At 71.8% G+C, this 22,862-nt stretch carries 16 protein-coding genes and 1 pseudogene; 9 read left to right on the top strand and 8 right to left on the bottom strand.

Annotated features, from left to right (window positions below):
• Nucleotides 1-140 precede the first annotated feature (140 nt).
• The 3 genes from ACOKGD_RS02050 to recQ all read right to left on the bottom strand — a co-directional run bounded on the left by ACOKGD_RS02050 (nt 141) and on the right by recQ (nt 5,656).
• Nucleotides 141-2,228, bottom strand: a complete 2,088-nt coding sequence (locus ACOKGD_RS02050; RefSeq protein ID WP_342337128.1) for an acyl-CoA dehydrogenase family protein — start codon at nt 2,226-2,228, stop codon at nt 141-143.
• Between the two features lie 154 nt (nt 2,229-2,382).
• Complete coding sequence (locus ACOKGD_RS02045; protein WP_342337129.1) at nt 2,383-3,588, bottom strand: hypothetical protein; 1,206 nt, start codon at nt 3,586-3,588, stop codon at nt 2,383-2,385.
• 127 nt (nt 3,589-3,715) lie between these two features.
• Nucleotides 3,716-5,656 (bottom strand): DNA helicase RecQ, encoded by a 1,941-nt coding sequence (gene recQ, locus ACOKGD_RS02040; protein ID WP_342337174.1) that lies wholly within the window; start codon nt 5,654-5,656, stop codon nt 3,716-3,718.
• Nucleotides 5,657-5,848: 192 nt separating this feature from the next.
• Here recQ and ACOKGD_RS02035 point away from each other — a divergent pair, with 192 nt between their 5' ends.
• The gene (locus ACOKGD_RS02035; protein ID WP_342337130.1) at nt 5,849-6,196 is read left to right on the top strand and encodes a GNAT family N-acetyltransferase; all 348 of its coding nucleotides are present in this window, start codon (nt 5,849-5,851) and stop codon (nt 6,194-6,196) included.
• Nucleotides 6,193-7,166, top strand: a pseudogene (locus ACOKGD_RS02030) (pirin family protein). Before ACOKGD_RS02035 ends, ACOKGD_RS02030 begins: the two are co-directional and overlap by 4 nt.
• Before the next feature lie 16 nt (nt 7,167-7,182).
• On the opposite strand, the gene ACOKGD_RS02025 reads toward ACOKGD_RS02030, so the two are convergent.
• On the bottom strand, nt 7,183-7,908 hold the full coding sequence (locus ACOKGD_RS02025) for a hypothetical protein (RefSeq protein ID WP_342337132.1): 726 nt from the start codon (nt 7,906-7,908) through the stop codon (nt 7,183-7,185).
• A 91-nt stretch (nt 7,909-7,999) separates the two neighbouring features.
• Between ACOKGD_RS02025 and ACOKGD_RS02020 the strand changes: the two genes are divergently transcribed.
• The 7 genes from ACOKGD_RS02020 to ACOKGD_RS01990 all read left to right on the top strand — a co-directional run bounded on the left by ACOKGD_RS02020 (nt 8,000) and on the right by ACOKGD_RS01990 (nt 16,664).
• Nucleotides 8,000-9,022 (top strand): LacI family DNA-binding transcriptional regulator, encoded by a 1,023-nt coding sequence (locus ACOKGD_RS02020; RefSeq protein ID WP_342337133.1) that lies wholly within the window; start codon nt 8,000-8,002, stop codon nt 9,020-9,022.
• Entirely contained in the window at nt 9,019-10,557 is a 1,539-nt protein-coding gene (locus ACOKGD_RS02015; RefSeq protein WP_342337135.1) for a sugar ABC transporter ATP-binding protein, read from the top strand. The genes ACOKGD_RS02020 and ACOKGD_RS02015 overlap by 4 nt, the downstream gene beginning before the upstream one ends.
• Nucleotides 10,558-10,726: 169 nt before the next feature.
• A complete protein-coding gene (locus tag ACOKGD_RS02010) occupies nt 10,727-11,737 on the top strand; it encodes a substrate-binding domain-containing protein (RefSeq protein ID WP_342337137.1) in 1,011 nt (336 codons plus the stop codon).
• Between the two features lie 60 nt (nt 11,738-11,797).
• Nucleotides 11,798-13,390, top strand: coding sequence for a sugar ABC transporter ATP-binding protein (locus ACOKGD_RS02005; RefSeq protein WP_342337139.1), 1,593 nt, complete (start codon nt 11,798-11,800; stop codon nt 13,388-13,390).
• Nucleotides 13,387-14,463: an ABC transporter permease gene (locus ACOKGD_RS02000; protein WP_342337140.1), complete on the top strand. Its 1,077-nt coding sequence runs from the start codon at nt 13,387-13,389 to the stop codon at nt 14,461-14,463. Before ACOKGD_RS02005 ends, ACOKGD_RS02000 begins: the two co-directional genes overlap by 4 nt.
• Nucleotides 14,460-15,500, top strand: a complete 1,041-nt coding sequence (locus tag ACOKGD_RS01995; protein ID WP_342337142.1) for an ABC transporter permease — start codon at nt 14,460-14,462, stop codon at nt 15,498-15,500. The genes ACOKGD_RS02000 and ACOKGD_RS01995 overlap by 4 nt, the downstream gene beginning before the upstream one ends.
• 75 nt (nt 15,501-15,575) lie before the next feature.
• Nucleotides 15,576-16,664, top strand: a complete 1,089-nt coding sequence (locus ACOKGD_RS01990; protein WP_342337144.1) for an Rv2578c family radical SAM protein — start codon at nt 15,576-15,578, stop codon at nt 16,662-16,664.
• A 24-nt stretch (nt 16,665-16,688) separates the two neighbouring features.
• Here the strand turns inward: ACOKGD_RS01990 and nagE are convergent, their stop codons facing one another.
• The 4 genes from nagE to ACOKGD_RS01970 form a co-directional block, all read right to left on the bottom strand.
• On the bottom strand, nt 16,689-18,641 hold the full coding sequence (gene nagE, locus ACOKGD_RS01985) for an N-acetylglucosamine-specific PTS transporter subunit IIBC (protein WP_342337146.1): 1,953 nt from the start codon (nt 18,639-18,641) through the stop codon (nt 16,689-16,691).
• Between the two features lie 71 nt (nt 18,642-18,712).
• The gene (locus ACOKGD_RS01980; protein WP_342337148.1) at nt 18,713-19,669 is read right to left on the bottom strand and encodes a M15 family metallopeptidase; all 957 of its coding nucleotides are present in this window, start codon (nt 19,667-19,669) and stop codon (nt 18,713-18,715) included.
• 62 nt (nt 19,670-19,731) lie between these two features.
• On the bottom strand, nt 19,732-20,658 hold the full coding sequence (locus ACOKGD_RS01975) for an aldose 1-epimerase family protein (RefSeq protein WP_342337149.1): 927 nt from the start codon (nt 20,656-20,658) through the stop codon (nt 19,732-19,734).
• Between the two features lie 81 nt (nt 20,659-20,739).
• Nucleotides 20,740-22,767 carry a DEAD/DEAH box helicase gene (locus tag ACOKGD_RS01970; RefSeq protein WP_421355076.1) on the bottom strand — a complete coding sequence of 676 codons (2,028 nt, stop codon included), beginning with the start codon at nt 22,765-22,767 and terminating at the stop codon, nt 20,740-20,742.
• Between the last annotated feature and the right edge of the window lie 95 nt (nt 22,768-22,862).

The following is a 22,862-nucleotide window of genomic DNA, read 5'->3' as shown; positions in this document are numbered from 1 at the left end:
TCTGGGCCCTTCCGGCCCGAGAGAGGGGGAACCTCTCCCCTGCCCGCGCGGTTCCGGCGATCGCACGTCGGCCGGCTCCGCCGCGACGCGGAAGAGCCCGGCCCCGTGCAGGACGGGGCCGGGCTCTCGCGACGGGAGCGTCAGCGCTGGGCGGGCTTCTTCTCCTTGGCGGGGGCCTCGCCGCTCGCCAGCAGCGCGGCGTAGTGGGCCGCCGCCTCGTCCTGACGGGCGCGCTCGGCGCCCGAGGCGATCGGGGCGCGCACGTGCTCGGGCGCGTGCCCGAAGGCGTCGACCAGGTCCTGCGCGTGCGGCCGCAGGCGCAGGCAGAGGCGGTCGATGTAGCGCGTCACCGCGCTCGCGCGCTGACCCGACAGGCGACCGTGGATCAGGTACCAGGCCAGGTGCTTCTCGATCACCGACAGGCCGAACAGGTCGCGCAGCCAGCCGAGCACCTCCTTGGTGCCCGGGTCCTCGATCGAGGCGACGATGTCGGTGAACGCCTCCCACTGCAGCAGCTCGCCGTGCGCGCGGGCCGCCTCGAGCAGCTCGACCTGGTTCTCGTTGAACAGCGCGGCCGCGGCCTCGGGCCCGAGCTTCGAGGCGTTGCGCAGTCGTCCGGCGACGTCGGCGACCATCTGCTGCACGCGATCCGCCAGGAGCTCGTGCTGGTCCTTGGCCCGCAGCCCCCGCTCGACCGAGCGGGCGACCTGGCCCATGTCGCCGACGGCCTGGCCGAGCTGGCGCAGGCCGGCGCCGTGGAAGACCTTGCCCGCGGTCTGGCCGACGACGAAGGCCGCGATCTCCTTGGTGTCCTTGCCCTTGAACTGCTTGCCGTAGTCGGCCAGCAGGCGCTTGCCCACCAGCTGCAGCAGGACGTTGTTGTCGCCCTCGAAGGTCACGTACACGTCGAGATCCTGGTGCAGGCTGACCAGGCGGTTCTCGCCGAGGAAGCCGGCGCCGCCGCAGGCCTCGCGGGCCTCCTGGATGGTGTCGAGCGCGTTCCAGGTCGACAGCGGCTTCAGCGCGGCCGCGAGGGTCTCGAGGTCTTCGCGGTTCTGCTCGGTGTCGGTCTCGCCGCCGAAGACGCCGTGGAACTTCTGCAGCAGCTCGTCGTGGGCGAAGGCCTGCGCATAGGTCGTGGCGATCAGGGGCAGCAGGCGGCGCTGATGCTTGCCGTAGTCGAGCAGCACCGTCTCCGTGCCCGTGGCGCCGGCGAACTGCCGGCGCTGGTTGCCGTAGGTCACGGCGATGTTCAGCGCGAGGGCCGAGGCGTTGGTGGCGGATCCGTCGAGCGAGACGCGCCCCTGGACCAGGGCACCGAGCATGGTGAAGAAGCGACGGCCGGGGCTGGCGATGGGGCTGGTGTAGCTGCCGTCCGCGGCGACGTCGCCGTAGCGGTTCAGCAGGTTCTCGCGCGGGACGCGCACGTGGTCGAAGTGCAGGCGGCCGTTGTCGATGCCGTTCAGCCCGCCCTTGACGCCGTCGTCCTCGCCGCCGATGCCCGGCAGGAAGCCGTTGTCATCGCGGATGGGCACGAAGAAGCAGTGCACGCCGTAGTTGACGCCGTTCGTGATGAGCTGCGCGAACACGGTGGCGGCGCGGCCGTGCACGGCCGCGTTGCCGAGGTAGTCCTTCCACGCGCCGCGGAAGGGCGTGTGGATGACGAACTCCTCGGTCTCGGGGTCGTAGGTCGCCGTCGTCCCGATCGAGGCGACGTCCGATCCGTGGCCGGTCTCGGTCATCGCGAACGCGCCGGGGATGTCGAGCTCGATGGAGCCCCGCAGCCACTTGTCCCAGTGCTTCTTGGTGCCGAGCTGGTAGATCGCCGAGGTGAACAGCCCCCACTGCACACCGGCCTTGATCTGCAGGCTCGGGTCGGCGAACACAAGCTCCTCGAAGCTCGCCAGGTTGCCGCCGTTGTTGCTCTCGCCGCCGTACTCCTCGGGGAACGCCCGGGCGATCGAGTTGTGCGCCACGAGCTTCTTCAGCTGCTGGAACACGCGCTCGCGGTGGTCGTGGTGCGAGAGGCCGTCCTCGCGCCAGAACGCCGGGTCCTTGATCATCTCGCGCGCCGTGCGGCGGACGTCCGCCCACGTGCCGAGCAGCTTGTCGGTGACGAGGTCGATGTCGATGCGGGGCGCGTCGGGGCGCGCGGCGCCCGTCGCGGCGGTCGGTGCGGCCTGGGGGACGCGATCGGATTCCTGCGGGCGAACAGCGGTGTCTGCCATGTCTGCCTTCCACGTTCGGGGGTCGGGGCAATCACGACCCACCGTAGGACGGCGACAACCCAACGCCGAGGTTCTTGTCGACGATGGACAGGATCCCGTCGCACGCGTCGAGACGCGGATGTGCCGGCGCCACAGACACCCCGGGCATCGGCCGTCAGCGGACGGTGAAGGTCGGTGTGCCGAGACCGACCAGGACGTCCATCGTCGTTGTGCCATAGCCGGAGCCGTCGAGCCGGAGCGTCGCGGCCTGCAGTCCGAGCAGCCCGCCCGAGATCGTGACCGTGGAGTCCGGCTGGCCGGTGACGGCGAGGTGGTAGCGCGTGGCGACCTGCACCAGCCCGCCGACGGCGAGCACGCTCGTCGGGCTCTGGGTCTGCGTCACGGTGGGAGCGAGGGGCGCGGGCGGCTGCGTCACCGGCGGCTCGGTGACGGGAGGCTGCGTCACCGGCGGCGGCGGGGCTGGGGGCTGAGTCGCGGGAGGCTCGGCCGCGGGAGGCTCGGTGGCGGGAGGCTCGGCGGCGGGAGGCTCCGCCGCGGGAGGCTCGGTCGCGGGCGGATCCGTCGGCTCGCTCGGGACGACCGGCGCCGGCGCTGTCGGCGCTGTCGGCACGGCCACGTCGGGTTCGGTCGTCCCCGGGCTCGTCGCCCCGGGGGCCGACGGCGTCCCCGAGCCGTCGCCATCCGTCGTCGAGTCGGTGCCGGACCCCGTCGGAGATCCGCCGACCGGCTGAGACGGCGCGGTCGGGCCGGCTTGGGGCGCCGAGACCGGCAGCCCGCCCGCCGCCTCGGGAGACGCGGAGGAACCCTGGCCGCGGAGCGGCGCCGCTCGCGAGGCGGCGCCCTCCACGGCGTCGCGGACGGGCACGTCCGGGGCCGTCGCGTCGAAGCGACGCGGGCCCTCCGCCCGCCGCGCCGGCTCGTCCGACCCGTGCAGATCGACGCGGACGCGGCCGCCCTCCGCGGCGAGCGGCTGCGGGGCCGATGACGGGAAGGGCTGCGCGACCGAGGCGGACGGGGGCGAGCCCCGGAGCGCCTCACCGCCGAGGAGCGGGGGCGCGAAGGCGGCGGCGATCACCGCGATCGCGGCGGCGGCCGCGCCGGGCGCCGCGATCCGGGCGGCGTGCTCTCGGCGCCCGCCGCTGAGGCGATCGGGGTCGAGGTAGAGGGTGACGGCCGCGGCCGCGGGCAGCATGCCCGGCGCCCGCGTCGCGCCCTGGCGGACGGCCGGAGCGGCGAGGATCGGCGCGACCTGGCCCGCGCCGTCGGCGATGGAGCCCGGCGCCACGGGCTCGGCGGAGGGCAGGAACGTGCGGCGGCGAGGCGCCGCGGCGGCCTCGGCGGCGCGTTCGTGCTCGGCCATCGGATCCCAGTCCCCCGGGGACGCGCCTCCGGGGAGGCGATATCCCGGGCAACGTACCACGACGGGCAGGCGCGACGGAGGCCGGATTGCCGCTCACCGCCGCTGCGCCCCGGGCGGCGTGGGCGCGTCAGGCCGCGGCGGCGATAACCGCCAGCACGGCCTCGCCGTAGGCCTCGCGCTTGCGCTCTCCGATGCCGGAGATGCCCGCGAGGGCGTCGGCCGTGGAGGGACGGTGCTCGGCGAGGGCGCGCAGCGTCGCATCGCCGAACACGATGTAGGCGGGGACCCCCTGCGTGCGCGCCTGCTCGGCCCGCCATGCGCGCAGCGCCTCGAACAGGTCGCGGTGCTCGGGCGCGAGCTGATCGGCCGCGGATGCCTTGCGCGCGCCGCCGCTCGAGCGCGACACACGCCCGATCACGTCGCGCCGGAGCGGCACGGTCGTCTCGCCCCGCAGCACCCCGGCGCTCGCCTCGCTCACCGCGAGCGTGCCGTATTCGCCCTGCGCCACGAGCAGACCGCGCGCGAGCAGCTGGCGGATGACGCTCCGCCAGTCCTGCTCGGACAGATCCGCGCCGATGCCGTAGGTGGCGATGGTCTCGTGGCGCATCGACCGGATGCGCTCGGTGGACGCACCGCGCAGGATGTCGATGAGGTGGCCCGCGCCGAACGCCTGATTGCGCTCGCGCCGCAGTCGCACGATCGTCGACAGCAGCTTCTGCGCGGGGACTGTGCCGTCCCACGTCTCGGGCGGGGTGAGGCACGTGTCGCAGTTGCCGCACGGCTCGGACGGCTGGCCGAAGTACGACAGCAGGTTCTGCCGGCGGCAGCCGACGGTCTCGCACAGCGCGAGCATGGCGTCGAGGTGCTGCCCCTGGCGCTGCTGGATCGCGCGGTCGCCGTCGGACTGCTGGATCATCCGGCGCTGCTGCACGACGTCGCCGAGCCCGTAGGCCATCCACGCCTGGGCGGGCTCGCCGTCGCGGCCCGCACGGCCGGTCTCCTGGTAGTAGCCCTCGACCGATTTGGGCAGGTCGATGTGCGCCACGAAGCGCACGTCGGGCTTGTCGATCCCCATGCCGAACGCGATGGTCGCCACGACCACCACGCCATCCTCCCGCAGGAAGCGCGACTGGTGCCGCGCACGCGTGGGGGCGTCGAGACCCGCGTGGTACGGGATCGCGTCGATGCCCTGCTTCACGAGGTACTCGGCCACCTGCTCGACCGACTTGCGGCTGAGGGCGTACACGATCCCGGCCGATCCCTCGGGCTGGGAGCGGATGAACGACAGCAGCTGCGCGCGGGGCTCGGTCTTCGCATCGATGCGGTACCGAATGTTGGGGCGATCGAAGCTCGCGACGAAGTGCTTCGCATCGGGCAGCCGCAGGCGCTCGGTGATCTCGCGGTGGGTCTCGCGCGTGGCCGTCGCCGTGAGGGCCAGGCGCGGGACACCCGGGAACCGCTCGGCGAGCCCGCCCAGCGCGAGGTAGTCGGGGCGGAAGTCGTGGCCCCACTGCGAGACGCAGTGCGCCTCGTCGATCGCGATCACGCTGAGCGAGCCGCGCTCGAGCAGCCGCAGGGTCTGCTCTCCGTTCAGGCGCTCCGGCGCGACATAGAGGAGGTCGAGGTCGCCTGCCAGGTACGCCTGCTCGACGCGGGCGCGCTCGTCGGGAGCCTGGGTGGAGTTGAGGTACGCCGCGCGCACGCCGTTGGCGACGAGCGCGTCGACCTGATCGTGCATCAGGGCGATGAGCGGCGAGACGACGAGCCCCGTGCCCTCTCGCACCAGCGCGGGGACCTGATAGCAGACGCTCTTGCCACCACCGGTGGGCATCAGCACAACCGCGTCGCCGCCGGCGATCACCTGCTCGACCACGGCCGCCTGGTCGCCGCGGAACGCGTCGTAGCCGTAGACGGTCTTGAGAGCCTCGATCGCGGTGGCGTAGCGCGCCGGCGCCGCTCCCCGAGGCCCGGCCGCGGTGGGCGCGGCGGGTCCGGCCGAGGGGCGGTGCTCCTCGGGCGGGGCGGCGTCGTAGTAGGGGTCGTAAGGCGGGTCGTCGTCGTACGGCACCCAGTCGCCGGGACCGCCCTGATCGGATGGATCGGCGGGCGCCCACGAGCCCCAGTCGCTGCGGGATTCGGGGGCGTTCGCACTCACGTCCCCGAGTCTAGGCGGCGGCTCCGACAGGGCTCCGGGGCGGGACGACACGGCCCGGCGACACGCGTTGTGGACGAGTGCCACCGGCCGCCGTAGCGTGGCACCATGACCGACCTGAAGGTGACCCGGAACGACGCCGAGAGCCGCTACGAGCTGCACCTCACGGATGAGACGCACGACGGCGTCCTCGCCGGGTGGGCGGCGTTCGACCAGGCCCCCGGACGGATCCGGCTGACGGAGACCGTCGTCGACCCCGCGTTCCGGGGCAAGGGGGTGGGCACGGTCCTCGCCTCCGACGCGCTCGCCGACATCGCCCGCCGCGGCGACACGATCGTCCCCGTGTGCCCGTTCATCGCCGATCACCTGCGCAAGAACGAGATCGCCGGCGCGATCGTCGACTGGCCGGGTGACACGCCCCTCGACTCGGCGACCCAGGGCGAGTCGCCCGCGTGAGCCGACTCGACGTCGAGGCCGACGAGACTGACCTCGCCTCGGACGCCTGCGACGGGCCCCGCGAGCTGCTGCTGGAGCCGCGCGAGGTGCCCCTCGGCGGGGTGAGGGCGTGGCGGTGCACCGATCACTGCCGCAGCGCGACCTGCCCACGGTGGGCGCGTGGTGCTTCTTCGACCGCTTCGGCCCTCAGGAGGCGATGATGCGGGTGGATCCCCACCCCCACATCGGTCTGCAGACGGTCACCTGGCCGCTCCTCGGCGAGATCCGCCACCGTGACAGCCTGGCCAGCGACGTCACCCTCCGCCGCGGGGCGCTGAACATCATGACCTCCGGCCGGGGCATCTCGCACTCCGAGTACTCGCTCGGCGACACCCCCGCGCCGCTCGACGCGCTGCAGCTGTGGATCGCGCTGCCCGAGGAGCGCCGCCATGGCGAGCCGGGCTTCGAGCGCCACGAGGATCTGCCGACACTGGCGCTCCCGGGCGCGACCGCGACGGTCGTCGTCGGCGAGCTGGCCGGCGTCGTCTCGCCCGCGACCGTGCACACGCCGATCGTCGGCGCGGAGATCGTGATCGAACCCGGCAGGCGGGTGCGCCTGCCGCTGCGTCGCGAGTGGGAGCACGCGCTCACGCTCGTCGACGGCGATGTCACCGTGCTCGCGGGGCGCGAGGGCGAGCCGACTCCGCTCGGGGCCCTCGATCTCCTCTACCTCGGCGTCAATCGCGACGCCGTCGAGGTGACGAGCACCGGGGGCGCGATGCTGTTCCTCCTCGGAGGCGAGCCGTTCGGCGAGGACCTCGTCATGTGGTGGAACTTCGTCGGCCGCGACCACCACGAGATCGTCGAGGCACGCGAGGAGTGGGAGAGCGGATCCGCTCGCTTCGGCCACGTCACCGGGCACGGCGGCGAGCGCATCCCCGCTCCCCCGATGCCTCAGATCCGGCTCACTCCGCGCCGACGCCGGATCTGAGGCCCACGGGGCGGGATCAGCCCGCCGTGACGGCGTCGACCAGCTTCTGCACCACGGCGGTCGCGGCGGTCGCGTCGTCGCCCATGATCGAGGTGCCCGTGGCGATGATGTTGCCCACGGCCGCGGTGACGCTCACCGACGGGGTCTCGGTGCCCTGGACGACCGTGACCGTGCGGACCGCGTACGCCGAGTCGGCGCCGTTCACGGTGGTGTCCACGAGCTCGGTGGTGGAGGTGGTCTCCGTCCCGTCCGGCAGGGTGATGGTGAGGTTGGAGCACGTGCCGCTGCCGACCGCCTCACTCTGCGCGAGCGCCTGGTCGATCACGGCCGGGTCGGCGTAGCTGGTCAGCCCGCCGACGATGCCCGTGCCCGCGTCGCTGCCGACCGCGAGGGCGGCGTCGTTGTCCTTGGCGAGCGCGAGCGATCCCTCGATGAGCGCGGCGCACTCGGCCGGCTCGATGGTCATGCCGTCGGTGGCGGCGGTGAGCGCGTCGAGGCCGCCCTGCGCCTCGATGTCGATCAGGGTGAGGCCTGCGCTCTCGACGTAGCCCTCGAGGGTCGCGGCGTCGGCCGCCTCCTCGGCGGGTGCCTCCTCCTCGGCGGGGGTCTCCTCGGCCGGGGACTCGGCGGCGGGCGTGCTGTCTCCGGCGGGCTCGGAGGGCTCGGCCGGGGCGGAGCATCCGGCGAAGGCGAGGGCGGCGATCAGAGCGAACGGGGCGGTGAGGCGCAGACGATTATCCATGCCGTCAGTATCGCGGGCCGCGGCCCGCCTGCCGTGGGGATTACTGCCCTCGGCACCGCTGGGTAGGCTGTGCGAGACCGATGGAGGACACGTGGCGAACTCGAGCCCCGACAAGCCGAACATCCGGCAGGTGGCCTCGATCGCCGGTGTCTCGCACATGACGGTCTCGCGTGTGCTCAACGACTATCCGCACATCAAGGAGGCCACGCGCCGGCGGGTGCTCGAGGTCATCGAAGAGCTCGACTACCGGCCGAACATGGCCGCGCGTGCGCTCGCCACCCAGCGCAGCCGGCGCATCGGCGTGCTCGTCGAGAGCGCCGTCGAGTTCGGGCCGATCAGCACGCTGCGTGCGGTCGAGTTCGCGGCCAGGGCGTCGGGATACGCGGTCAGTTCGATCGCGCTGCGCGACGGCGACGAGATCTCGCCGCAGGAGGCCGTCGACAACCTCACCGCCCAGGGAGTCGACGCGCTGTGCGTCGTCTCACCCCGGTCCTCGTCCATCGCCGCGCTGCGGCGGATCTCCATCGGCGTGCCGATGCTGGTGGTCAAGCCCGAGAAGGATCCGCTGTTCCTCACCGTCGCGGTCGATCAGCAGGCCGGGACCACCCTCGCGGTCGACCATCTCGTCTCGCTGGGGCACCGCGACATCCTGCACCTGGCCGGGCCGCTCGACTGGCTCGACGCCCGCGCCCGCGAGCGCGCCTTCCACACCCGCGCCAAGGCCTGGGGCCTGCGCGAGCGCGCCATCGTCGTCGGCGACTGGACCGGCGACTTCGCGTACGACTTCGCCACGGGGCTGCGGGAGCTCCCCGAGTACACGGCGATCTTCGTGGCCAACGACGACATGGCGATCGGCCTCGTGCACGGGCTGCACGACCGGGGATTCTCGGTGCCGGACGACCTCAGCGTCATCGGCTTCGACGACATCCCGCTCGCCCGGCACGTCCTCCCCCCGCTGACGACGGTGCGGCAGAACTTCCACGCCCTCGGGGTGTCGGTCGTCGACATGCTGCGCGCGGCGATCGAGGAGCGCGAGATCCCGCAGACCACCCGGATCCCGGCCGAGCTCATGGTGCGCGCATCGAGCGGACCGCCGCGCGGAGGCCGCGCATGAGCCGGCGGCCGATCATCGAGATGACCGGGATCACCGTCGAGCGCTCGGGGGTGCGTGTCCTGGACGGCGTCGACCTCGCGCTCTACGCCGGCGAGGTCCACGCGGTGATGGGCGAGAACGGCGCCGGCAAGTCGACCCTCATCGGCGCCCTCACCGGCACGCTCGCGATCCAGTCGGGCGATGTGCGGGTCGACGGCGTCGAGCGGATGCCGACCGGCGTCGCCCGCAGCCGTGCCGAGGGCATCGCGACCGTCTTCCAGGAGACGCACCTGAGCCCCCACCTCACGGTCGCCGAGAACGTCATGCTCGGCAACGAGGAGCGCGGCCCCTTCGGGATCGACTGGAGGCGCACCCGCGCGCGCACCGCCGAGGTGCTCGCCCGCCTCGGGCTGGAGGACGTCGACCCCAAGGCGCCCCTGTCCTCCCTGTCGCCCGCCGTGAAGCAGCTCGTCGCCGTGGCGCGCGCGCTGGTGCTCGAGCCCCGGGTGCTCGTCCTCGACGAGCCGACGTCGAGCCTCGACGCCGGCGAGGTGCACATGCTGCTCGCCGTGGTCCGCCGCCTGCGCGACCGCGGTGTGGCGATCCTGTTCGTCTCGCACTTCCTCGAGCAGGTGTTCGCGGTCAGCGACCGGATGACCGTGCTGCGGGGCGGGCGCGTGGTCGGCGAGTACCTCACCGAGGATCTGGATCGCGCCGAGCTGATCTCGAAGATGATCGGCGAGGATCTGGACGCCCTGCGGGCCCTTCGGTCGCAGCGCCTCACCCATCACTACTCCGTTACCGGTAACGCGGCGCTGCGCGCCACGGCGCTCGGCCGGAGGGGCACGCTCGAGCCGACCGACCTCGACCTGTCCCGCGGGGAGATCGTCGGGTTCGCCGGCCTGCGCGGGTCGGGGCGCACCGAGCTCGCCCGCCTGATGGGCGGCGGCGAGCGCGCCGACAGCGGCGAGCTCTGGCTCGACGGCGAGCGGATCCAGCTGCGCAGCCCGGGGGTCGCGCTGCGCCACCGCATCGCGATGTCGAGCGAGAACCTGCGCGAGGAGGGGGTGGTCGGGGGCCTAACGGCACGCGAGAACATCGTGCTCTCGCTGCAGGCCCTGCGCGGATGGTCGCGGCCCCTCTCGCGCGGCGAGCAGGACGCCCTCATCGACACCTACCTCGACGTGCTCCACCTCTCGCCGGATGACCTGGATCGGCCGGTCGCCCGGCTGTCGGGCGGCACCCAGCAGAAGATCATGCTGGCGCGGCTGCTGGCGACGCGGCCCCACGTGCTCATCCTCGACGAGCCCACCCGCGGCATCGACATCTCGGCGAAGCTCGACATCCAGCGCCGCATCGCCCAGCTCGCCGGGGACGGCGTGGCGGTGGTGTTCATCTCCTCCGCACTCGAGGAGGTCGTGCGCCTCAGCGACCGGATCGTTGTGCTGAAGGACCGCACCAAGATCGGCGAGCTCAGCAACGGGCCCGGCGTCACCGTGGACACGATCGTCGAGATGATCGCGGCCGACCTCGACGAAGCGGACTCGCTCGACTGACGAGGACGGATCCGGTCACGATCCGGATTCGTTCTTGCATGTGCCAAATTGTTCCCGGTAACATCCGAACACCGACGCACCACCGCGTCAGTGCGATCACAGCGGAGCCAGTGACGGATCCGCACCCGCCGGTCGACCCTGCGCCCGGCATCTCAACGAGGAGATAGACATGTCTGCACGCAAGCGCATCATCCAGGTGCTGGGCCTGGTCGCCGTCGGCGGCCTCTCGCTCGGCCTCGCCGCCTGCTCGGGAGGCGCCGACGACGGCGGCTCCGCGGGCGGAGACGGCGGCGGCTCGGACGAGCTGATCAGCGTCGGCTTCGTCGCCGTCGGCCCCGAGGGCGGCTGGCGCCAGGCCAACGAGCAGAACATCAAGGACACCTTCACCAAGGAGGCCGGCTACGACCTCAGCTACGCCCCCGCGGCGAACCTCGACCAGAAGTCGCAGATCGACAACTTCACGTCGTTCGTCGACGAGGGCGTCGATGTGATCCTGCTCTCGGCCACGGAGGCCACCGGCTGGGAGGACTCGCTCAAGCGCGCCCAGGAGGCGGAGATCCCCGTGATCCTGCTCGACCGCGGCATCGAGCCCGAGGACACCAGCCTCTACGTCACCCGCATCGCGCCGGACAACGTCGAGGTCGCCAAGGAGGTCGGGGCCTGGGCCGCCGCTCAGTTCCCCGACGGCGGCAACTACGTGGTGCTCGAGGGCCCGGCGGGCGTCGGCGTCGTCAACGAGCGCAACAAGGGCTTCGAGGAGGGCCTGGGCGACTCGTCGCTGAACAAGGTCGACGCGCAGACCGCGAACTGGTCGACGGAGGAGGGCAAGAGCGTCCTCGAGACCATGCTCAAGGCCAACGACAACGACATCCAGTTCGTGTTCGCCCAGAACGACGAGATGGGCCTCGGCGCCGCGCAGGCCGCCGAGGAGGCCGGCCTCGCCGTCGGCACCGACATCAAGATCGCGACGATCGACGGCACGAAGAACGCGATGCAGGCGCTCGCCGACGGCAAGCTCAGCTACGTGCACGAGTACAACCCGCTGTTCGGCGAGACCGCGCTCGACGTCGTCACCAAGGCGCTCGCCGGCGAGGAGGTCGACCCGTACATCATCGTCCCGAGCGAGGAGTTCGACTCGGCCGAGGCCGCCAAGGCCGTCCTGGCAGACCGCAAGTACTGATGTCCACCGCCGGGCCGGGAGAGCGATCTCCCGGCCCGGCCCCTCGACGAAGAGGCAGCGATGAGCGAACCACTCGTGCAGATGAGCGGCATCACGATCGAGTTCCCCGGGGTGAAGGCGCTCGACGGCGTCGACTTCCGCCTGTTCCCCGGCGAGGTGCACGCCCTGATGGGCGAGAACGGCGCCGGGAAGTCGACCCTGATCAAGGCCCTCACGGGCGTGTACCGGATCGACGCCGGCACGATCGTCGTCGACGGAACCGAGCGCGAGTTCGCCGGCACCGGCGACGCGCAGGCCGCGGGCATCTCGACGGTCTACCAGGAGGTGAACCTCGCCCCGAACCTCTCCATCGGCGAGAACGTGATGCTGGGCCACGAGGTGCGCGGGCCGTTCGGCGTCAACTGGCGCGCGACCCACCGCGCCGCGGGCGAGGCGCTCGCCCGCCTGGGGCTCGGCGATCTCGACACCCGCGACCCGCTCTCCTCCCTCTCGATCGCGATGCAGCAGCTCGTCGCGATCAGCCGCGCCATGGCGATCCAGGCCAAGGTGCTCATCCTCGACGAGCCCACCTCCAGCCTCGACGCGGCCGAGGTCGAGGGCCTGTTCACCGTGATCCGCGCGCTGCGCGCCGAGGGCGTGGCGATCCTGTTCGTCTCGCACTTCCTCGACCAGGTCTACGCGATCAGCGACCGCCTCACGGTGCTGCGCAACGGCCGCTTCGTGGGCGAGCACCTGACGACCGAGCTCGACCGGCACGCGCTCATCTCGACCATGATCGGCAAGGACCTCGACACGCTCCGCTCGCTCGGAGGGAGCCGCCGCACGTCGGCCCGCGCCGACGACGAGCAGCCGCTGCTGACCGCCTCGGGCATCGCCCGGCGCGGATCCGTCGAGGCCACCGACCTGCAGATCCACCGCGGCGAGGTCGTCGGGTTCGCGGGGCTGCTCGGCTCCGGGCGCACCGAGCTCGCCCGCCTGCTCTACGGCGCCGACCGCGCCGACGCCGGCACCGTCGAGCTCGACGGACGCCGGGTCGATCTCAAGTCCCCCGCCGACGCGCTGGCCCACCGCGTGGCGTTCTCGACCGAGAACCGCCGCGACGAGGGCATCGTCGGCGACCTCACCGTGCGCGAGAACCTCATCCTCGCCGTCCAGGCCGAGCGCGGCTGGGCCAGGCCCATGTCCCGCCGCGAGCAGGACGAGCTCGTCGCCACCTGGATCACCCGGATGGGCGTGCGACCCGCCGACCCGAACCGCATGATCAAGAACCTCTCCGGCGGCAACCAGCAGAAGGTGCTGCTGGGACGCTGGCTCGCGACGGAACCGGATCTGCTGATCCTGGACGAGCCGACCCGCGGCATCGACGTGGGAGCGAAGGCCGAGATCCAGGAGACCGTGGCCGAGCTCGCCGACGACGGCATGGCGGTGGTGTTCATCTCCTCCGAGCTCGAGGAGGTCGTCCGCCTGTCCGAGCGGATGGTCGTGCTGAAGGATCACCGCAAGATCGGCGAGATCCAGAGTGGCGAAGGCGTCACCGCGCAGGAGATCGTGGACATCATCGCCGCGCACGGCACGGAAGCCGCCGCGGCAGAACTCGACGACATCGACGCAGACACCGTGGTCTCGATCGACGCAGAGGAGGGGGCGCGATGAACGCGTCGCAGACGTCCTGGTGGCGTGACCTGGTCCACAAGCCGTTCTTCTGGGGGATCGTGGCCATCGTCGCGCTCCTCGCGCTGAACGTGATCAAGGATCCGGGCTACCTCGCCATCTCCATCAACCCCGCCAACGGCAACCTCGTGGGCAACCTGATCGACATCCTGCGGTACGCCGCGCCCATCATGATGATCGCGATCGGGATGTCGCTGGTCATCGCCACCGGCGGCATCGACCTGTCGGTCGGGTCGCTCATGGCCGTAGCCGGTGCCACCTCGATGCAGTTCCTCTCGGAGACCGGGGATCCGTCGTCCGTCGGGTCCGCGCTCACCGCCGTCGGGCTGTCGCTCGCGATCGCGGGCGCGCTGGGGGCGGTGAACGGCGTGCTCGTCGCCTACGTCGGGCTGCAGCCCTTCATCGCCACGCTCGTCCTGATGCTCGCGGGGCGCGGCATCGCGAAGGTGATCACCGGCGGGCAGAACACCTCGGCCTCGAACGACCCGTTCCGCTGGATCGCGAACGGCTACGTGCTCGGCATCCCGGTGATCTTCCTGCTGGCGGTGGCGATCGTCCTCGTCGTCGCGTGGGTCGTGCGCCGCAGCGCGCTCGGCCTCATGATCGAGGCCATCGGCATCAACCCGAGGGCGAGCCGGATGGCCGGCATCCGCCCCAAGGGCCTGCTGCTGACGGCATACATCCTCAGCGGCGTGCTCGCCGGCATCGCGGGCCTCATGTCGGTGGGCAGCGTCATGACCGTCGACATCTCGCGCACCGGCAACCAGCTCGAGCTCGACGCGATCCTCGCCGTCGTCATCGGCGGCGCGTCGCTCGCGGGCGGCAAGTTCTCGCTCGCGGGGGCGTTCGTCGGCGCGCTGATGATCGCGACGCTCGACAAGACCGTGCTGTTCCTGGGCATCTCGTCGTCGGCGACGCCCGCGTTCAAGGCCATCGTCATCGTTGTGCTGTGCCTGCTGCAGTCGAGTCGTGTGCGCGGCTGGTTCCGCCGGCGCCGCACCCCCGCCGCTCCCGCCCCGCGGGTCGAGATCGTGAAAGAGGAGGTGGCGGCATGACCTCGCTCGCCGCAGCGCCCGTCGAGGGCACCACGGGCGGACTCGCCCCGCGCCTGCGCCGCATGGCCACGGCGAACCCGTCGACCCTGCCGACCGTCGCCTCGGTCGTGATCTTCGTCGGGATGGTGATCTACGGCGAGGTCGCGTACGGCCGGATCGTGCAGTTCAGCACCCTCTCGAACCTGCTGATCAACAACGCGCACCTCATCGTGCTCGCGGTCGCCCTGACGTTCGTCATCGTCACGGGCGGCATCGATCTGTCGGTCGGATCCGTCATCGCCTTCTCCTCCGTCGCCGGCGTGATGCTCGCGAACGCGGGATGGCATCCGGCGCTCGTGATCGTCGTGATGATCGGGGCGGGCGCCGCCTTCGGACTCGGGTCGGGCATCCTGATCCGCTACTTCGGGGTGCAGCCGTTCATCGCCACGCTCGCCATGATGTTCCTCGGGCGCGGTCTGGCGTCGCTGCTGAGCACCACCCCCGAGCGCCTCGCCGAGGGCTCCCCCATCCGCGCGCTCGGCGCCGAGTGGGAGATCGTCGACGGGCCGAAGGTGAACGACCTGGTCATCACCCCCGCGGTGCTGATCGCCGCGGTCGTGGTCGCCGTGGCGTACTTCGTGCTGCACCGCACGCGCACCGGCCGCACCGTCTACGCGATCGGCGGATCCGAGAACTCCGCCCTGCTGATGGGCCTGCCGGTGCCCCGCACGAAGGTGCTCGTCTACGTCATCAGCGGATCGCTCGCCGGCCTGGCCGCCGTGCTCTACACGGCTCGCCTGGGCACCGCGCAGAACATCACCGGCATCGGCTGGGAGCTCGACGCCATCGCGGCGGCCGTCATCGGCGGCACGGTGCTCACCGGCGCGTACGGCTACGTTCTCGGCTCGGTCATCGGAGCGCTGGTGCTCGGCCTGATGAACGTCCTCATCACGCGCGACGGCGGCATCCCGCCGGAGGCGACGACCATCATCACCGGCGGCATCCTGCTCGCCTTCGTGCTGCTGCAGCGGGCGGTGCTGGCGCGACGCCGGGAATGAGCCGGGCCAACCGGGGATCGAACTTCGCTTCGATCCCCGGTTGACCGAGTCTCGAAGATCTGTTCCAATGTATGCATGCGATGGCAGGGACAGCAGCTGGGCGTCGGCGACGACAACGCCCTGCCCGGCATGGAGCAGCTCGACGGGCTCGTCCGCTCGGTGACGACGCCCGAGTTCGCCGGCGTCACGTTCCACGAGGTCGCCGCCAAGTCCGCCCTCAACCACGTTCCGCGATCGAGCAGCATGCCGTTCGACTGGACGATCAACCCCTACCGCGGCTGCACCCACGCCTGCGTCTACTGCTTCGCTCGCGGCACGCACGAGTACCTCGACCTGGACGCCGGGGCCGACTTCGATTCGCAGATCGTCGTGAAGGTGAACGTCGAGGAGGTGCTGCGCCGCGAGCTCGCGCGCGCGAGCTGGGGTCGCGAGCACGTCGCCCTCGGCACCAACACCGATCCGTACCAGCGCGCCGAGGGGCGATACCGTCTGATGCCCGGGATCACGACCGCGCTGGCCGAGTCGGGGACGCCGTTCTCGGTCCTCACGAAGGGCTCGCTGCTGCGACGCGACCTGCCCCTTCTCACCCAGCTGCACCGGCAGGTGCCGATCTCGCTCGCGATGTCGATCGCCGTCTACGACGACGAGCTGCAGCAGGCGATCGAGCCGGGCACCCCCACCACGCAGGCGCGCCTCGACACGGTGCGGGCGGCGGCCGACGCGGGGTTCGCGGTGCAGGTGTTCCTGATGCCGATCCTGCCGCACCTCACCGACTCCCCGGAGGCGCTCGATGCGGCGCTGGCACGGGTGAAGGCGGCGGGGGCGTCGCGCGTTGTGCACGGTGCGCTGCACCTGCGGCCGGGGGTGAAGGGGTGGTTCATGCAGTGGCTCGCCCGCGAGCACCCCGAGGTGCTGCCGCTCTACCGCGGCCTCTACCCCGGGGCCTCCGTCAATGCGCCCCCGGCCTACCGCACGATGCTCTCGCAGCGGATCCGGCCGCTGATCCGCGCGCATCGGCTCGATGGCCGCAGCGACGGCGATCCGTGGCGACGGCCGTCGGCGCCGTCGCAGGCCGCGACCGCGTCGCGGGTGGTCACGACGTCGCGGGGCAGAGCCGCGGCGCGTCCCGCCCCGAGAACGCCGGAGCCCGCGCGCCTGTTCTGACGCGCGGGCTCCGGGATCGAGGGATCAGACGAACTCGATCACCGCGTTCTCGTCGCTGACGACGATGACGGGGGTGATCACCGAGAGCCCGGCGGCCCTGATCCGGTTCGGATCGAAGATCACCAGCTCGTCTCCCGCCTTCACCTGGGCGCCCTGGGCGACGAGCGGGCGGAAGCCCTCGCCCTTCAGCTCGACCGTGTCGATGCCCACGTGGATGAGCAGCTCGACGCCGTCGGCGAGCGTCAGGCCGATCGCATGGCCCGAGGGGAACAGGGTGGTCACCGTTCCGGCCGCCGGCGCGACGACGGTGTCGCCGGTCGGATCGATGCCGACGCCCGGGCCCATCGTGCCGTCGGCGAACATCGGATCCGGGATCTCGGCGAGGGGAACCACGCGCCCCGAAATCGGCTGACGCAGGCGCACCACCGTCCGCGCGAGGGTCTGCACCGCCACCGTCGCCGGCGCGGCGATCGACTCGGCCACCGCCACCTCGCGGCCCGCCATCAGGTCCTCCATCGCGTCCTTCACGAACTGGACGTTCAGCCCGTAGACCACCTGCACGCTCCTGCCGCCGGGCTTCATCGTGCCGGCCGCCCCGGCGCGGCGCAGGGCCGCGTCGTCGACCTTCGACGTGTCGGCCACCTCCAGCCGCAGGCGTGTGGCGCAGTTGTCGAGGGACGTGATGTTCTCGACGCCGCCGAGGCCGGCGATGAAGCCGGACGCGATGCTGGCGTACTTCGAGTCACCCGTCGGCACGGCCCCCGAAGCGGTGCCGCGGGTCCCCGCGTCGGACGAACCGGGCTCGAGGGCGTCCACGTCGTCCTCGCGGCCGGGGGTCTTCAGCCGGAACCGCAGGATCATGAAGCGGAACACGAAGAAGTAGACCAGGAACCACCCGACGCCCATCACGGGGATGAGCCACGGGTTCTGAGCGAGCGGGTTGACCCAGCCGAGGACGAGGTCGATGAAGCCCCCGGAGAAGCCGAAGCCCATGCGCACGGGCAGCAGCGCCGAGATCGTGAGCGAGATGCCCATGAAGAGCGCGTGCAGCGCGTACAGCCACGGCGCGAGGAACAGGAACGAGAACTCCAGAGGCTCGGTGACGCCCACGAAGAACGAGGCGATCGACGCCGAGAGCAGGATGCCGGCCACGACCTTCTTGCGGCTCGACTTCGCGGTGACGTACATCGCGAGCGCGGCCCCCGGCAGGCCGAACATCATCACGGGGAAGAAGCCGGTCATGTACTGGCCGGTGACGCCGTAGACGCCGTCGCCGTTGGCTCCCTCGAGGAAGTTGCCGAGGTCGTTGATGCCGGCCACGTCGAACCAGAACACCGAGTTCAGCGCGTGGTGCAGGCCGAACGGGATCAGCAGTCGGTTGAGCATGCCGTAGATGCCCGCGCCGACCGGGCCGAGCGTCACGATCCACTCGCCGAACGTGACGAGCCCGCCGAACACGAGCGGCCAGACGAAGAACAGGACGATCGCCAGGATCAGCGAGATGCCGGCGGACACGATCGCGACCGAGCGCTTGCCCGAGAAGAACGACAGCCAGTCGGGCAGCTTCGTGTTCTTGAAGCGGTTGTACGCCCAGGCGCCGATGAGACCGCAGATGATGCCGACGAACACGTTCTGCACCTTGCCGAACGCCGCGTCCACATCGCCGAGGTCGGCGGCGCCGGTCAGGACCTGCACGGTCTCGGGCTTCAGGAGCGTCGTCACGGTGAGCCACGACACGAGCCCGGCGAGCGCCGACGTGCCGTCGGGCCTGTCGGCCATGCCGATGGCGACGCCGACCGCGAACAGCAGCGCCATGTTGTCGAGCAGCGCTCCGCCGGCGGCGCCGAAGAACGCGGAGGCCACGTTCGCGCCGGCGGTCATCTGGATCCAGTAGCCGATCCCCGACAGGATCGCTGCCACGGGAAGGACGGCAACGGGCAGCATCAGCGATCTGCCCAGTCGTTGGAAGAACTTCATCGTCTCTCCAAAGGGGTGAGGGGTGTGCCCGAGACTGTACTCCCGGACGGCCCCGATCCCGCGGATCCCGATCAGCCGTAGTCGGGCGCCGCCGGCAGCCCGAAGAACTCCTCGAGGGTCGCGTAGCCGCCCTCGTGGTACACCGCGGCCAGCTCGGGACCGATGTAGCGCAGGTGCCACGGCTCGGGCTCGTAGCCCGTCGTCGGCGTCTGATCGGGGCCGTAGCGGACGATCCATCCGAAGCGCCACGAGTTCTCAGCGACCCAGGTTCCCTGCCGGGTGCCGCCGAACTCGTAGATGGTGCTGCACCCTCCGTCGCACGCGACGACATCCACCGCGAGGCCCGTCTGATGCTCGCTGAACCCCGGGCGGGCCGACAGCGCGTCCGCCCCCTGCTGGCCCCGCGCCCCCACCTGCGATCCGTACGTCTCGACCTGGACGCCGTACGAGCGGTAGCCGCTGAACAGCGAGATCGCACCGGCGCCCTCGCCGGCCGCGGCGGCCACCAGCTGCTCGTACGAGTCGATCACGTCGGCGCGCAGCTCGCCCTCGACCATGTGCGACGGCGGCACCCGCACGTCGGCCGGGGCGTAGTCGTTCGGCTGCAGCGGCCGCGTCTTGTTCACCACCACCCACGGCAGCGAGGGGTCGTCGAGCGGCACGCACGGGGCGTCGCCGTCGAGGATCGCCGCCTGCATGCCGGCCGCGCCGCCGAATGCGTCGAGAAGGGCCTGGGGCCCCTTCGCCTGCAGCGCGCCGTCGGCGCATCCCTTGGGCGCGTCGGCGGGGTCGCCGGCGGTGGCCTGCACGATCACGGGCACGGGGATGATCTGATCGGCCGCGACCGTCGGCGCGGGCTCCGGCAGACGCTCGGCGGCACTGGCCCCGCCCCGCTCGACGAGCTGGCTGAGCATCGCGACCTCGCCGGCCAGCAGCGCGCCGGCGGCGAGCGCCACCAGCGCCAGTCGCCGCGCGCGGCGCACATGCACCGCCCGGCGACGAGCCGCGACCCGCCGTGCGTAGCTCATCGCTCCATTGTCGCCCGGCACCCCGAGCGCCGCCTGGGGCACAGGTGCCCCGGCGTTTCGGATCAGCCCTGGTACTCCACGCCCCACGTCGCCGTCCACGTCTCGCCCGGGGCGAGTCGACGCAGATCCTGGTTCGAGTTGAACGCGTCGGTCGGGGAGGTCATCGGCTCGATCGCCACCGCCAGGGCGTGGCCCGGGTACTGGTCGGTGTTGAAGGCCTGGATGTAGCCCCAGTTCTCGTCCTGCCACATGGTGACCGTGCGGCCGTCCGGCGCGGTCAGGATGCTGCGCGCGCGACCGTCCGCGTCGCGATCGAGCGAGCCGAAGCCGGTGTCGAGATCGAGGTCGCCGAGACGGGCGCCGCCGCGCAGGTCCCACTCGCCCGCCACGGGCACCTCGCCGGTGGGCAGCAGGCGCTCGTCCACCTCGAAGACGGTCTTGGCCGGGAGGGTCAGTGTGAGGTCGGCGGTCTCGACGCCGCCGATGCAGAAGAAGGGGTGCGTGCCGAGCGCGACGGGGGCGTCGCCCTCGCCGACGTTGACGACCTCGTGCGTCACCTCGACGCCCGCATCGGTCAGGGTGTAGGTCACGCTGGTGTTCAGCGTGTACGGGTAGCCGTGCTGCGGGAACACCGTGGCGCGGAGGGTGACGGCGCCGTCGGATTCCTCGATCTCGTACGGCGCGTAGCGCAGCAGGCCGTGGATCGCGTTGTTGAGCGCCACCTCGGTCAGGTCGAGCTGGCGCTCGGTGCCCTGGTCGTTCCACTTGCCGTCGCGGATGCGGTTGGGCCAGGGCGCGAGCACGATGCCCGAGCCGAACGGGGTGGGCTGACCCTCGGGGTAGCCCGTGACGATGTCGATGCCGGCGACCGACAGGCCGCGCAGGGCGGCGCCCACCTGCGCGATGTGCGCGGTGACCTCGCCGCCGCCGCCCTCGCGACGGAGGTGGATCTGGATGCCGGTGGGGTCGATGGGCGTCTTCGCAGTCACGAGACCGAGCCTAACGGTCGCGGGCCCGGCAACGACGGATGCCGCCCTCGACGTGCGAGGGCGGCATCCGGATCCCGATGCTTACGCGGTGAGGTCGGCGAGCGTCATGCCGCCAGTGAGCTCATCGATGATGTCGTCGCCCGGGCGGACGTCATCGAACGGCGCCTCGATCTCGGCGCGCTCGAGCATCTCGGTCATACGGCGACGGCGCTGACGCGGGATCAGCGTGACGACGCGACCCGAGTTGCCGGCGCGGCCGGTGCGGCCGGCGCGGTGCAGGTACGTCTTGTACTCGTCGGGGGCGTCGGCCTGGATGACCAGGTCGACGTCGTCGACGTGGATGCCGCGGGCGGCGACGTCGGTGGCGACGAGCACGCGGGCGCGGCCCTTCGAGAAGCGCTCGATGTTGCGCGTGCGCTTCTGCTGGTTCAGGTCTCCGTGCAGCGAGATCGCGTCGATGCCGGCGCCCTCGAACTGCTCGGCGAGCATCTCGGCGTAGGCGCGGGTGCGGGTGAAGACGAGCGTCTTGCCCTCGCGGTCGACGAGCGCATCGAGGATGCCCGCCTTCTCGCGGTGCTCGACCACGAGCACGCGGTGCTCGATCGTGCCGGTCTCCTGCGTCTCGCCGGCGACCTCGTACACCTGCGGGTCGACGAGGAACTCGTCGGCCAGCGCCGCGACCTCACGGTCGAGCGTCGCCGAGAACAGCAGCTTCTGGCCGCCGAACTTGGTCTGGCGCAGGATCTCCTGCACCGGCTCGAGGAAGCCGAGCTCGCACATGTGGTCGGCCTCGTCGAGGACCGAGACGACGATCTGCGAGAGGTCGAGCTTGCCCTGCTTGGCGAGGTCGCCGATGCGGCCAGGGGTGCCGATGACGATGTCGACACCCTTCTTGAGCGCGCCCACCTGGCGGCCCTGCGGGACGCCGCCGTAGATCTGCGTGGTGAACAGGCCCACGCTGCGGGCGATGGCCTGCACCGTGCGGTCGATCTGCAGCGCGAGCTCGCGCGTGGGGGCCATGATCAGCGCGACGGGCGCGCGGCCGAACTCGCGGCGCACACCGGCCTTCGAGCGCAGGATGCGCTCGACCAGCGGTGCGCCGAAGGCGATCGTCTTGCCGGATCCGGTGCGCCCGCGGGCGAGGACGTCGCGCCCGTCGAGGATCGCCGGGGCGGTGGACGCCTGGATCGGGAACGGCTTGTCGGCACCGAGGGCGGCGAGGGCGCGGACGATGTTGTCGCCGAAACCCAGGTCGCCGAAGGTCACATCGGCGGTCTCCTCGGCCTGAACGGCCTGCGCCTCGAGGCGCTCGTGGACGACATCGATGCGGTCCTCGTGCGACTTGGTGCGGACGGGGGTCTGCGAGCGCTCGGTGCGCTGCTCGGCCCACCTGCGCTCACCGTCGCTGCTGAAGCGCGGGCGCTCCTCGCGGGCGGGGCGCTCGTCGCGGTCGAAGCGGGGACGCTCGTCGCGGTTGAACGAGGGACGACCACCGTCGCGAGCGGGGCGGTCGCCATCGCGGTTCGGGCGGTCGAACGAACGACGCTCGCCGTCACGCGCCGGGCGCGCATCGCGGTCGAAGCGGGGACGCTCGTCGCGGTTGAACGAGGGGCGGCCGCCGGCGCGAGCGGGGCGGTCGAACGAACGACGCTCGCCGTCACGGGCGGGACGGGCGTCGCGATCGAAACGCGGGCGGTCGCCATCACGGGCCGGGCGGTCGAACGAACGACGCTCGCCATCACGCGCCGGGCGCGCATCGCGATCGAAGCGGGGACGCTCGTCGCGGTTGAACGAGGGACGACCACCGTCGCGGGCCGGGCGGTCGAACGAACGACGCTCGCCATCACGGGCGGGACGCGCACCGCGGTCGAAGCCGGGACGCTCGCTGCGGTCGTAACGGGGACGCTCGCCATCGCGGGCCGGGCGGTCGAACGAACGACGCTCGCCATCGCGGGCCGGGCGCTCGGCGCGGTAGCCGACGCTGTCGTCGCGACGGGGCCCACGGGCGCCGTCGTTGCCGCGGAACGGGCCGCCGGGCTTCTTCTTGGCGTAGCGCGGATCGAAGTTCTGGGCCGGACGTCCGCCGGCGGGCTTCTTGTTCTTGGGCATGCGGAAGTACGCACCTTTCCGTAGGTGTTCTCATGCGGCCTGTAAGGACCACATACACCCACGCTTCTTGCGTGGCATCCCAAGCCGACCCTTCA

It is taken from the genome of Microbacterium phosphatis (assembly GCF_049177115.1).
Taxonomy (GTDB): domain Bacteria; phylum Actinomycetota; class Actinomycetes; order Actinomycetales; family Microbacteriaceae; genus Microbacterium; species Microbacterium phosphatis.
Note: the sequence above shows the minus strand (reverse complement) of the source record. Positions and strands in the feature narration are given on the sequence as shown.